The sequence below is a fragment of the Mucilaginibacter lappiensis genome, assembly GCF_050433765.1.
GTDB classification, from domain to species: domain Bacteria; phylum Bacteroidota; class Bacteroidia; order Sphingobacteriales; family Sphingobacteriaceae; genus Mucilaginibacter; species Mucilaginibacter lappiensis_A.
This window is the reverse complement of record NZ_JBNPWP010000010.1, coordinates 255,712-268,254: the sequence shown is the minus strand read 5'-3', so window position 1 is coordinate 268,254 and position 12,543 is coordinate 255,712. Positions and strand designations below refer to the sequence as shown.

The following is a 12,543-nucleotide window of genomic DNA, read 5'->3' as shown; positions in this document are numbered from 1 at the left end:
ACACACTTTCTCTTTCTTGACTGGTCCCTTTTGCAGCGGAATCACTGGCCCTATATGCGTCGGAATCGATGGTCCCATATGGAGCGGAATATCCAACTTCAGAATGAACTCAATCTGTCTTTCTAAATGACCTGTCAGTTCTTCCCACTCATTAAACCTTTCTTTGCCAAGTAATATTTGATTGGTGTCTGTATTCCAAAAGCCAGCTTCAAATGGCAGATTGGATGATTCAGCAACCTGAATACTGATAATCTGCTTGCTGATCTTATCAAAGAAAGAAATTGTCTGCCTTAATCCCATAGTGTAAGTATACTACAAGTAAAGATATCGGAAGTTTTAATGTTTATTTTAGCTATCCTAAACCAACGAGAAATGAAATCAGATAACTACACAAAGATTGTTTTAACTATTATAGCAGTTAACCTTACAGTCTTTACCTTTAGAACACTTAACATTATACCAACAGTTGAGGCATCAACAAAGAAGCTTGACACAAGATCTTATGGTCTCGTGCCGGTTAATCCTGACGGCTCCATAAATGTAAAACTTAAACAAGACAATGTTGTAAATGTGCAATTAGTTGGAATTGACGAGTCTTCGTATTTAAGGTGGGAAGCCATTAAAGTCAAGTCTGACAATTGATCGCATACTTTCTTATCTGTCATCAATTTGACACGAGTGAACAGTTAAAGTGAGTTTGGCAAGCGCTAAAACAAATCTTAGTTCCAACCATTCGTATTACAGGGTAAAACCTATCGAATGACTTTCAGAGTGATTTGATAAGTGTATTTGCTTCTGTACCTTTTAAATACATGTGGTTGAATGGCCTTTTAACAAGCAAGAAATCCATTTGCTGTCACAGTAAAACACGCCAGATGTAGGACAGATTGACTCTTAAATACTTGTGGGTTGTAATATCTGATTAACAACATCTGCGAAAATCATTATATCAAATGGCTTCGAGATATAAATATTTGTAATACCTGAACTTGAAATCTCTTTGAGGTCTTTCTCGTTACATATTATTATAACTTGGATATGATTAAGTTTGGCCTTTACCTTAGAAATTAGTTCACTGCCCTCATTGTCATCAATTGCGAGGTTAACTATCAATAGATCAGGATTTAACTCAATAATATCTTCTGAGCAATAAGTATCATGACAAATGGCGTTGTAACCTTGTTCCGAAAGCATATAATCTAAGGCAACATTTATTGACTGAAGTTTATCTACTATTAATACTGTTTTCATATTTTGAATCTGGAGCAGTAAAGGTAATAGATTCAGATGAAATCGCAATTGCCATCAACACTTGTAAAACACCCGTTTTGGACGCAAATTGAGCAAAAGCATCGTTTTATGATTAAAACATGCCAAATGCACGTTTTATCACTAATTCTTTTCAAAATCACCTGTTAACAAAAAAGACCTGCACTGAGGCAGGTCTATGTAATTAAAATTGAGAAGGATAAACACAGTGTAATTCTAAATTTTAAACATGTTTTGTAACATCCTTATATAAAGCAAACTTTCAAATTTTATCAGAAGTTTATTCCTGAGTAAATCTTATGCAGCCATTAATATATTGAAGTTAGCACGTATGATTAAATTGCCGTTTTCATATTCACCTTCCGCCACCTTAAGCTTGCATTTATCCGTGTCAAACCAGCCCTCCTCCTTAAGGTCAGTAGCTTTTGCTACTTTTATTTTTCCATTTGATATGCGTATGTTCAGTTGATCGTAAATTGATTGTAACTTGCTTTTAATATCTGCATTAGAATATCGTAAGCCCGGTCTGAACTGCTGGTTCAGTAATCTGGTGAGTTTGAGTTCTACCATTGTATTCTCCTTAAGGATGATGGCTGTCTCGACTTTCTTCACATTGTAATTTAAGTTTACCATTGTTGCCTCATCCAACAATCTAAATGCTTTATAAGCTGTCGGATTCTTATGGCTGATCTCCTGTTCCGGCGTTTGCCCGAAAGTAAAGATCATTGTTGTTTCCTGCTTTATCTTGAATTGTTTTAGTGTTGAATAATCGTCTTCAAGCTGTTGGGATTTTGACTTACGTTTCATTGCTGTTTTAGTTTCTACTTTGTGATCTGCCTCAAGAACCTCAACTTCAAAGTATCCATCTTCCCAGTCTTTCTTAATAAAATCTATGTGGTTGTATATCTCGTTGTTTGCTGCTTCGTTTATTTGTTGATCAAGTTTCAATGGGTTAAGTGTTGCTAATTTGGTGTCTATATTTATGTCTGCGAACTTTATTATCTCAGTAGTTTCTGTAACCGCCCTATTATGCTTTGCTCGAAGTGCAACTTTTGCGTTCCAGTAATTGATAGTCAAACGGCCTTCATCGTAGAAATCCTTGTTAAACTGGCTTAGTGGCTTAATGTGATTCAAATTCCTTGCATTAGTTATATGAATCAATTGATATGGCTCGTCTTCTGGAATTTCACCTGACCGCAATCTCCCAAATGATTGTTTACCCTTACTTCTAACACCTAAACAAGTTTGTGGTTTGTTAATATCACTAACAAATACCATTGTAGCGTTCAGATCATTCAAGTCCCAGCCTTCAAAGTATTTGCATGTATAAAAATTAACTTTGCTATAACATTCGTCTGTAGGTTCGGCTACAAAATTTGTTATGAGATCGCCAAGTTTATCCATATTCTTACTCTCCTTGTCATCGGCACAGAATATCTTAAATTGCTTAAGGGTTAAACCAGCCCTTCTAATAGCTGCAACAATTTGAGTTATGGAATTGTAAAATATATGAAGGTTACCTGGATATTTATCTAAATTCTTCAAAAGGTAATCAAGAGTGCCTTCAACACTTTTGGCATGAACAAGGGTAACGGTTCCTAAAGGAGCGTTGAATATAATTTTGTGATGATCCAGTGTTCTAAATATAGGATCTGAAAACTCGAAAGGTGTGGCCGATATGATTGACTTGGCTTTAAAACTCCAAAAGTATTGAAATGGCCTCAAGATATCTTTGCGATACGCTTCACTAATAAAGGTATGAGCCTCATCCAAAAGTAAAAACCAATTGTCGTAGACCTCTTTTGTGATATTCAACTCTTCAGCCACATTCATAATTTTCAGCATCCCTTCGGGTGTCGTCATAATTTTATGACCCTGTTTCTTCGATAAGAACATTTCCTTTACCTGTTTAGGACTAATATCACCATAAACAATGTCAATTTCAGGATGTGACCGTTGTTTACTATGTTCAATACTGATGTTTGGCACAACTATAAATGTGCAACGTTTCTTATTTTTAATCTCTGAGTAAGTTCCGCCAATGGCACAGCGTCCTTTATCAATAAAGGCATTAATGGGCAATCCATTGGGCATGATCTTATCTAACCGGGTCTTTGGGTCTACCACGTAGGTAGTTGTTGTTTTGTACATTCTTCATTTCAATTTGGGTTAACAAGGTGGATCTAAAAAGTTGAGTGAATCTGCATTGGAAAGGGCATTTACAAAAAATCGAAATTTTATAGAAAGGCCAGGCAAAACAAAAAGATCAACTCGGGAGAGCTGACCTAGAAGACCTTGTTACTGGTTATATCGATTTTGAAATGTTGACACAAAGATACTAAAATTATTGGCAATTTCATAATAAATATCACATTTACAGATACTTAGAGAATTGTAGCGCTCCTGCGATATGTCATAGAAATGTTTCATTTACTCTTAATTTAAGAAGCTATTTGAAGATGGATGTATTTTCAGTACTTTTGAATCCCGCTGTAGAACCAGCGAACGTTCATTGATTTCTTGATAATTATCTTTCAGCAGAAGTCCTGTTTTCAGAAGCCGGCGAAATTGAGCTTACGGTCAGTTTAGCGTCAATGTTGGCGTATTATTAAAAATAATATAAAATGGAAACAAATGTAAAACTAGGCTTAAATGTAGCCGAAGTAGTTAGTAATAACCCTGAGACCGTACTGACTGCGGTTCTTAAGGAACGTGTTAACGCTATACATCATATATATGGTGAAGATAGCGCACGTATTGTTAAAGAAGTTAATGGAAAGGGCATACGCTCCTGGAAGACCTTTTTTACAAACGCATTGCGAGTATACAAGGCTCGTGGAACTGAAGCAGACTACTACTCTGCGTTGAGTCATTCTTTTGAGATAGGCAAAACCTATGAGATTGAAGAAATCAGTAGAGGAGTAAACGAAGAACGTGCTGATCTTGGAATGGATCCGTATTTTCGTCGAATTAATAGTCAATGTGAAGAGGACTTTCTAAAAGTATTTTATGTCGAGTCTGTATACAGTTCGGTCATAGAACCTGGTAAAAAGCCCAAATTCGTTGGTTATAAACCAATACTTCAAATCAAAGCTTAATTTATTAAGCAGATAGCTATCAAGATCAATGTAGAAACCCGTCCCCATCAGGACGGGTTTTCTTTTAGTCTCTAATCAAGCGAAGGAGCATAAAGAGATAGCTCATCTATGTTAATTTCACCAAGGCTTCTTAAATACTTCAATGTAACGGTAATTGCAGAGTGACCAAGCAACTTTTGTAAAAGATGTACATCCTTAGTGCGCCTGTAAAGTTGAACTGCTGCAGTGTGCCTAAATGAGTAAATTGTTTGGTTTTCATGGATAAGGCCAAGGTCAAACATCTTAGCCCAGGCTCTTGACCATTGGGTGTTAAAGTAGTATTCATTAAAAGGTTCAGATTGCAAACTAAAGATATTATCACGCCTCCCTAATTGTTTTAGCTTAGGATTTACCTCAGCACGTATGAATTCAGGAATGTAAACGACTCTTACTTTCCCCCCTTTATTATCATCGCCGGATAAATGTACTTCGGTATTATCTTTTTTAAAATTATGCTTGGTTAATAACCTTATCTCTTCATGTGGTCTAAGCCAAGAGCCATATGTAAGTAAACAACACAAATGTAAGTTTGGATAATTCGCCTTTAGATAGCTTAGTATAGGTTTAATTTGATCATTCTCATATTTCTCATGCAACTTGGCTTTTGACTTCCTTTTAGGGGTCTCTTTAACCGACTTTATTTGCGTGTCGATTAGCCTCCCTCCTGCTGAAAAAATAATACTTAGGTTGCGCCTTTTATTCATGAAATAAGTCCCCGAAGAACCATACTGAGAGAGAAACTTCTCTATCCTTATGGAGGTTATATAGTTAAGTGGCCCCATTGATTCCTCAGGAGTTAAAAACTCTCTAAAGCTTCTGTAGACACTCTTTAAGTCCCGTTTATAAGTTCTACTTAGATCGGAACGTAATTTATTCCTAACAGCTTCAAAAAGCAACCTTAACGATGACGGGGTTATGATATCTCCAGATTCATGCTTTTCTTTAGACAATGAGATTTCTCTGATTGATGTTGTTATAACAGGATAATCATTATTATCTAAAGCTTTATGCAATTCAAATTGCAACTTCTTGAGTAGATGATTTCTTTCATCTACCGATTTCGCTCTATTGGGATTTATTACTTGTCCAATATTCTTTCCGTGATACTCTCTAATCCGCTCGTTGTTGAAGTAAAATGTTATATATGAACGTTGATTTAAATTATCGCTAGTAACAATTGTTGGTTCTGTGAAAGTTGATAATGTAGTTGACATTTGGCGCACTTTTGGCGCACTTTTTTGTCTGTTAAGGCTAAAACGGCTTTAAAATGATACTGAGGTCGGTAGAGCAAAGGACTGAAAATCCTTGTGTCGCTGGTTCGATCCCAGCTGATACCACAAAAAATTCACACTGTGTTATATATAGTGTGAAAGTGTTCAAGAAGTTTTTATAAAGCCTTTAGATGAAAATCTGAAGGCTTTTTCTTTGTCGGTTAATTTATATTTCTACGTTGGTATGAATTTCTTATTTTTAGGCGGTTTATCATGACCAGTTCAAAAATCCTAAGGCCTTTTTACTAATGAATTTCAAACCTTTATCATTAAAATACACTTTGGTGGGCTTACTTATGTTGATTTCGCTAAGCGTTTCAGCTCAAAAAAAAGAGCAGACACGTATTGATTCGCTGCTCAAACAGCTGCCGCCCGCCAAAGAAGACACCAATAAAGCTAACTTGTTAATAAATCTGGGGCGAACCTATTCAACGCTCAAAAAAGCAGACTCTGCCGTTTATTATCTGCAGCGTGCCCGGTTACTGGCAGAAAAGCTTCCATGGCAAAAGGGGGTGGCCAGATTATATTATTATTTGGGAGACCACTACTATAGCCAGACAGATTACGTCAAAGCGCAAAACTATCTGAAGGAAGCTACTGAACTGAGTTTTAAGATCGGCGATTACCAGTTTGCCTTTAAATCGGTTAGCTACCTTGCCGGCGCGATATATGCGCAGAAAAAAGGTTCCGCGGTGATCAGCTACCTGTTGCCTGCCGCCGGGCGTTTTAAAAAAAAACAACCAGACGGGACTACTGATAAATACGTATGTGCTGATAGGGAATTGCAGCCTGCATGAATTTAATTACAATGCAGCCATGGATTACTTTGATAAAGCATTGAAACTGCAGGCAGCCACTCCGCATAACTATTTGAGCACATACGATTTGATTGTGGTAGCCAACTTCTATTTTCGGCTGCACAATATCAAAAAAGCAAGGACGATCTTTCTGAAAGCCGCCAAAATGGCTGAGCAGACCGGCGATGAGGGCGGCATTGTCGATGTTTACATTGGTCTGGCGCATTGTGCCGATGTGGAGCATGATTATTCCAGGGCAATGGTCTATTATAATAAAGCGATACAAGTAGCTCAAAAAGCAAATAACTACAACAGTTTGTGCGCGACAGAAAATGAGATCAGCTGGGATTATTTTGTAATGAAAGACTATGACAAGGCCTGGCTGCATTCTAAACGCGCGACATCGTATGTAAAAGCCGACTCATCAATATTAGCTTATGCATTATCTACTTTGGGCAGTATTTACAGGGAAGCGCCAAATTCTGTTATGGAGAAGGCAGGCTTGAAACCTGGCCAGCAGTATGAGAAATCGCTTGCTTTATTATCTGAAGGACTCAACTATGGCGAAGCGCACCGGGATTTTGATTTGGTGAACGAAAGCTGGAGGGAGTTAAGCCTGACCTACGAAAAAATGAACCGTTATGCCGACGCTTTTAAAGCCTACAAAACCTATATAACCCAAAGGGATAGCACAGACAGTTTAAAGAACGAAAAGGCTATTTTACTGAAAGAGGCGCAACTTAACTATTCGCATAAAGAAGATTCGCTTAAATATAATCAGAACATCACGAACGCTCAACTGAAACAAAAAAAGCAGCAAAGTTATTTTTTTATAGGAGGGATAGCCGCATTATTGGTTTTATCGCTGTTTATCGCGCTGAATTACAATAACCAGCGCAAGTCGAACAAATTGCTGGCTGCCGCCAATGACCAGGTCACCAATGCCAATCATGAACTGAGCGAACAGCGCGAGGAAATAACAGCCCAGCGTGATCAACTGGAGCATACTCTTGCCAATTTAAAAACGGCCCAGCAACAACTCATTCAAACAGAGAAAATGGCATCCCTGGGTGAACTTACGGCAGGTATAGCACATGAAATACAAAACCCGCTGAACTTTGTAAACAATTTTTCGGAGGTAAGTATTGAATTATTAGATGAATTAAAAGAAGAAGCGCGGGCTGGTCATCATGAGGATGTGATAGCCATAGCCACTGATCTTACCCAAAACCTGGAGAAAATAAATCACCACGGCAAGCGTGCAGACGGCATTGTCAAAGGCATGCTGGAGCATAGTCGCCCCTCAACCGGCCAGAAAGAACCAACCGACCTGAACAAGCTGGCTGACGAATACTTACGACTGGCCTATCATGGTCTCCGGGCAAAAGACAAAAGCTTCAATGCCGAACTGATCACTCATTTTGAACAAAGCCTTCCACGGGTAAATATCATCCCGCAGAACATTGGTCGTGTTTTGCTCAACCTATTCAACAATGCTTTTTATGCGACACAACAAAAGCGAAAAATAGCTAACGAGGATTATAAGCCGACAGTTGAAATCACCACTTTACTGTCCGTAGATAATATCGTTATTCATGTGAAAGATAATGGCATAGGCATCCCCGATACTATTAAGGACAAGATATTACAACCGTTTTTTACTACAAAACCAGCCGGCGAAGGCACAGGCTTGGGATTGTCACTTAGTTATGATATTGTGGTAAAAGGACACGGAGGAAATATTGCCATAAATAGCACAATTACGGAAGGGGCCGAATTTATTGTTCAGATACCATACTTTGTGACATAGATCACCCCGGATCACTTAACTACAACAATTTGAAGTTTATTGGTTCAAATTTGCAATTAGCTGCAAATCCGAAAGGAAATAGTTCGAGATTTGTACAGTAGCCACCACAAAATAAAAACAAAAGCCTTAACTTTTAATAAGTTAAGGCTTTTGTTTTTACATCAATGTCAGGGTTGATGTCGGTTCTGATTATAAAACCACTCCTATCTTTAAGTAAGGCCATTAAGCTTATCAATCTTTATTCTCAATATAATCTTCGAATTCACCCCACTCAATTCTTTCTTCGGCTTTATCATCTACTGTAATAAACGTGACACTGAGGTATCCTGTAGCCATTATAATCTTGTTGAAAGCGCATATTCCCACGTGAACAAACTTGAATTACGTTTCACATAATCATGTACTATCGAAAGCTTACGTTTGTGAATAAAACCAACCAATGCAAATCAAATATTAAACAGCAATTTGAGCAGTATAATCCTTCCCGGCAGGGTATATGAACTGGCTGTCAACGTATTGGCTGATAAGTAAAGCGCGTTGTACGTTTTTATATTCAGGAAGTTGACCGCACTCAGCTCCAGGTCGGTTTTCCATTTTTCGATCCTGAATTTTGCTACGGCGTCCGCAAAAAAATATTTCAGATCGGGGTTGCCTTGTTGGCGGGTGAAGTAATGCTCACCCGATAATTTGAACTGCAAATTGGCAGTAGGGTTATAATTGATTGAGGCCTGCTGAAGCAACTGGTTGATATGAAAAGCTGATGCCCCCACTGCCGAATGACTGTCTGTTTGGGTAATGGTCGCCTTGTAGCTAAAGTTTACCTGCTCGTTCACTTTGGTATCGGCGCCTACATTAACGGTTTCCGAAATGGTGTTGAAAGGCAGCAGTGCATTATTCTGTATCTGCACCGACCTATTACTTTGCCATTGCACGCCACCGCTAAAAGTGGTCTTTAATATAAAGGAATATTTGCTCACGGTACCGTTCACCGTCCACGAATCGGTGCTGTTTGGGTATGGCAGCACCACGCGCTGCTGCAGGCTGTTGGTGATCGCTTGCGAAGCAATATTATTGGAAGCGATATGGTTATAAAGGATGTTCAAGCTGGCGAAAAACAGTGTAAGCGCCTTCCGGTAGTTAAACCCAACAGCTGCCAACTGGTTCCGCCGTTGGGTCAGGTCGGCATTATTGGCGTAAAGCGTCCGGTAATCCTTCAGGATATAACCCTGGTACACATCTTCTATCGTACCCGTTTCATTGCGATAACTGTATAGGAAACTCAGATAATTCTCGATCCCGGTTTGATATTTCACCTTTAACTGCGGGTTGAAATATAACCTTGATAAACGCCTGCTCAGCGCATACAGGCTATCCGAATAATTGATCTGCTGCAGGCTTACCGGCAAGGTCAGGTTCACTTTAAGGATACTGCCCGGCAGATCGTAAGCCGCTTCGGCATACAATTTTTTCCTGGTCCAGTTCAAATGGTTGATGGAGCTGTCCGATTCCTGGTTAATCCTGTTATTAGCCTGCACAACGCTCAGGTCTGATGTTAATGTTTGCGATTGTATATTAAAACCCGTTCTGAAACTTTGCGTGATGAGGTTCGACGGTATTTTGAACGAAACATAGTTATTGGTGAACCAGGTAGGCACATTCACATTTTGCACCAACTGAGCGTAGGGAATGTTGTTGTTAAATATCGCATTGTTATAGTCAGGCCCAATTGTCCTGCTCTCCGGCTCGGCCGAATGACTGATATAAGAATAGGCCTGAATAATGTTGTTCGATCTTAACGATTTGATCAGGTTAAATTCATTGGAGAAACTCAGCTTATTATCCTTGAATACTTGGTTCACGCCAGTGCCGTTGGTGTTCAGGTCCGAATAATTGATTGACCGGTTATTATCCATCAGCAGGGCATCGTTCAGGTAATATTTATCCTGATTAATGTTCAGCGTAAATTGAGTATGCAGTATATCCGGGTGGAAACGGTTGTACTGGGTTTCGTTATAGCGCACAGTGTCGCCGGGCAAAAAAATGGTGGTGCGCTGGCTGTAATCCTGCCGCTGGGTATCATGCAAATACCAGGCGTTGATCTTTAGCTGCACATTCTTTTTAAAGTTGACCAGGTTATTGAGGTTGAGGATACCCGACCGATCGAACAAATACCGGTTACGCGATAAAGCCGGGTCGTTCACCGAGCCAAGTGATAGCACGGTGGCCGGTACATTGTTATCAATCTGCTGCATATAATCAGCAAAATTGTGCGATACCAGGTCCTCCTGCAGGTCGTTACCTGTGTTATTGCCTTTGAGGTAATTAATAGCCTTATACTTATCCTTAAACATCATGGCGTTCAAATCCACGTTATAATTGCCCGGCAATCCCGCGCCGATGCTCTCCTGCCCTACCATCTGTAATTTAGCGCCTTTTTTGAAGCTGAGGTTGAGCGCCACATCGTCACTCATTACTTTATTTTGGAGCGCTTTAATAGGTTGATGATTTTCGATCACCTGCACCTGGTCTACCGCGCCCTGCGGAATAGTGGTAGTAGCGATATTATATTTATCATCCAGCAGGTTATCGCCGCCGATGTACAGGTTTGAGATCGGTTTATTATTATAGCTGATCTTACCATCGGCAGCAACCGTTATACCCGGCAGTTTTTTGATCACATCGCCAATAACCCTGTCCTGTGCGCTGCTGAAATCGGACACCTTATAGCTCAGTGTATCGCCGCTCGTCCGCAGCACCGGCCGGCTGCTTTTGATCATTACCGCCTGTAACTGGTTAATCGAAACAGATAAAATAAAATCGACAGGTGCCTGCACATCCGTAATGCTTTTGCTCTGATTTTTATAACCCACGCAGCGCACCTCGATCACCAGGCCGTTCACAGCCATATTAGCCGGGAGCGGCAAAGCATAGGCGCCTTTGGCATCAGTAATGGTATAACTTACGATACCGTTAGTGGCGGGATTTTTCAGATTAATGCTGGCGTAAGGCACAGCTTTCCCGGTAGTGTCCTTCACGATACCCTTGACACTTTGAGCAAAGCCCGGGGCCGAAAATAGTAACGTAATAACCAGTAACCCCACATATCTTATAGCCTGGCTCATTTCTTTTCGGGCAATTCGATTGGGTTATTAATAACAGGCTGCGGCCCTACTTTTATATTGATTTTCGGCGCCGGCCTGCCACCGCCCTGACTCGCCGCTTGTGCATTTACCATCGACTGTGCAAAAGCGTTAGGGTCTTTGCGCATGGCCTCCTGCAGATTGGCAAACTCCTTTTGGGTAGTTTTGATGGCCTTGGTAGGGAGCTGGATGATATTAGGATCGCTATCCTGGTCGTCCATGCCTATCATGACGGCCATTCGCCCCTGGCTATCCGACGCTTGATTGGCTGGCCGGTCATCCTTTTTTGTGGAAATAACCGCTTTTTCAATCCCGTCGAACTTAAAATCGACTTCTTTTTTAGTATCATAAGCCTCTACGATTACACCCGGCAGTCCGTTGAGTTTCCACGGGCCTATATGCAGTGGCAGATCCGGACAAAACCAGGCCGTATAATCCCTTCCCTTAAAATGAGTTGTCGCTTTCTGGCAATGCAAACCGCCAAACGTTGCTGTATCGCCGCTTATTTTCCAGTCGATGGCGGGCAAAGCATCTGGTATGAGATAATTATTGAACAGCAGCGCTTCTTTCCTCACCATTTTTTTCCCGTTCGGAAACTGGTAATATTCCGTACCTGAACCCGACGACTTTCGCTGGATGTTTACATGTCCGTCGACTGAATTGGCCTCTTGTTCCTGCACCTGTTTTTTGAACAGCGCATCCTGCAACTGCTTGTCATAACTTTTGTAAGCGCCCGCGTTTTTACCTACAATCAAAACCATGTTTTCGGTGTAGGGATGCTCCCGGTTGGTAGTATCCCTGATATGGGAAAACTTGTAATGCACCAGTAATTGCGCGGTATCGGGCTTTTGCGCCCGGGCCATAACGGTGCCGAATAAAAGGGCTGCACACAATAGAAATTGCTTTTTCATAATTTGGATATTTTTAAGCAATAGTACTTTGCCGTTTCAACCCACCGAAAACTATGTTACGAACACCGCCTTCATATCGGCGTAAAATGGATATTTGTTATCTATGGTTCTATCAGGAACAAATTGGTGAAAGGGGGGAGCCTGGATTTCAAAAATTGATAGTTTACCCGCCAAATCGCTATATTGACATCAATAGTTTATGAATAAA

At 40.3% G+C, this 12,543-nt stretch carries 10 protein-coding genes and 1 tRNA gene; 5 read left to right on the top strand and 6 right to left on the bottom strand.

Annotated elements, in window-relative coordinates:
• A partial coding sequence (locus M2273_RS25250) for a hypothetical protein (RefSeq protein WP_429400549.1) occupies positions 1-300 on the bottom strand: 300 nt, incomplete at its 3' end.
• Positions 301-372: 72 nt separating this feature from the next.
• On the opposite strand from M2273_RS25250, the gene M2273_RS25245 reads away from it, so the two are divergent.
• Entirely contained in the window at positions 373-642 is a 270-nt protein-coding gene (locus M2273_RS25245) for a hypothetical protein (protein ID WP_429400548.1), read from the top strand.
• Between the two features lie 252 nt (positions 643-894).
• Here the strand turns inward: M2273_RS25245 and M2273_RS25240 are convergent, their stop codons facing one another.
• Positions 895-1,251 (bottom strand): hypothetical protein, encoded by a 357-nt coding sequence (locus M2273_RS25240; RefSeq protein ID WP_429400547.1) that lies wholly within the window; start codon positions 1,249-1,251, stop codon positions 895-897.
• 315 nt (positions 1,252-1,566) lie between these two features.
• Positions 1,567-3,420 carry a DEAD/DEAH box helicase family protein gene (locus M2273_RS25235; RefSeq protein ID WP_429400546.1) on the bottom strand — a complete coding sequence of 618 codons (1,854 nt, stop codon included), beginning with the start codon at positions 3,418-3,420 and terminating at the stop codon, positions 1,567-1,569.
• A gap of 473 nt (positions 3,421-3,893) precedes the next feature.
• Here M2273_RS25235 and M2273_RS25230 point away from each other — a divergent pair, with 473 nt between their 5' ends.
• Positions 3,894-4,367, top strand: coding sequence for a hypothetical protein (locus M2273_RS25230; protein ID WP_429400545.1), 474 nt, complete (start codon positions 3,894-3,896; stop codon positions 4,365-4,367).
• A gap of 71 nt (positions 4,368-4,438) precedes the next feature.
• Here the strand turns inward: M2273_RS25230 and M2273_RS25225 are convergent, their stop codons facing one another.
• Entirely contained in the window at positions 4,439-5,620 is a 1,182-nt protein-coding gene (locus tag M2273_RS25225; RefSeq protein ID WP_429400544.1) for a tyrosine-type recombinase/integrase, read from the bottom strand.
• Positions 5,621-5,676: 56 nt separating this feature from the next.
• On the opposite strand from M2273_RS25225, the gene M2273_RS25220 reads away from it, so the two are divergent.
• The 3 genes from M2273_RS25220 (at position 5,677) to M2273_RS25210 (ending at position 8,284) form a co-directional block, all read left to right on the top strand.
• Positions 5,677-5,743, top strand: a tRNA-Phe gene (locus M2273_RS25220).
• Between the two features lie 182 nt (positions 5,744-5,925).
• Positions 5,926-6,474 (top strand): tetratricopeptide repeat protein, encoded by a 549-nt coding sequence (locus tag M2273_RS25215; RefSeq protein ID WP_429400543.1) that lies wholly within the window; start codon positions 5,926-5,928, stop codon positions 6,472-6,474.
• Positions 6,475-6,493: 19 nt separating this feature from the next.
• A complete protein-coding gene (locus tag M2273_RS25210) occupies positions 6,494-8,284 on the top strand; it encodes an ATP-binding protein (RefSeq protein ID WP_429400552.1) in 1,791 nt (596 codons plus the stop codon).
• A gap of 446 nt (positions 8,285-8,730) precedes the next feature.
• Here the strand turns inward: M2273_RS25210 and M2273_RS25205 are convergent, their stop codons facing one another.
• Positions 8,731-11,406 carry a carboxypeptidase-like regulatory domain-containing protein gene (locus M2273_RS25205; protein WP_429400542.1) on the bottom strand — a complete coding sequence of 892 codons (2,676 nt, stop codon included), beginning with the start codon at positions 11,404-11,406 and terminating at the stop codon, positions 8,731-8,733.
• Positions 11,403-12,335 carry a GLPGLI family protein gene (locus M2273_RS25200; RefSeq protein WP_429400541.1) on the bottom strand — a complete coding sequence of 311 codons (933 nt, stop codon included), beginning with the start codon at positions 12,333-12,335 and terminating at the stop codon, positions 11,403-11,405. Before M2273_RS25200 ends, M2273_RS25205 begins: the two co-directional genes overlap by 4 nt.
• Between the last annotated feature and the right edge of the window lie 208 nt (positions 12,336-12,543).

What these genes read in the sequence shown, in the direction of transcription:
- M2273_RS25200 (WP_429400541.1), bottom strand. Translation starts at nt 12,335, where the DNA reads ATGAAAAAGCAATTTCTATTGTGTGCAGCCCTTTTATTCGGCACCGTT.
- M2273_RS25235 (WP_429400546.1), bottom strand. Translation starts at nt 3,420, where the DNA reads ATGTACAAAACAACAACTACCTACGTGGTAGACCCAAAGACCCGGTTA.
- M2273_RS25205 (WP_429400542.1), bottom strand. Translation starts at nt 11,406, where the DNA reads ATGAGCCAGGCTATAAGATATGTGGGGTTACTGGTTATTACGTTACTA.
- M2273_RS25225 (WP_429400544.1), bottom strand. Translation starts at nt 5,620, where the DNA reads ATGTCAACTACATTATCAACTTTCACAGAACCAACAATTGTTACTAGC.
- M2273_RS25210 (WP_429400552.1), top strand. Translation starts at nt 6,494, where the DNA reads ATGGATTACTTTGATAAAGCATTGAAACTGCAGGCAGCCACTCCGCAT.
- M2273_RS25215 (WP_429400543.1), top strand. Translation starts at nt 5,926, where the DNA reads ATGAATTTCAAACCTTTATCATTAAAATACACTTTGGTGGGCTTACTT.
- M2273_RS25245 (WP_429400548.1), top strand. Translation starts at nt 373, where the DNA reads ATGAAATCAGATAACTACACAAAGATTGTTTTAACTATTATAGCAGTT.
- M2273_RS25230 (WP_429400545.1), top strand. Translation starts at nt 3,894, where the DNA reads ATGGAAACAAATGTAAAACTAGGCTTAAATGTAGCCGAAGTAGTTAGT.
- M2273_RS25240 (WP_429400547.1), bottom strand. Translation starts at nt 1,251, where the DNA reads ATGAAAACAGTATTAATAGTAGATAAACTTCAGTCAATAAATGTTGCC.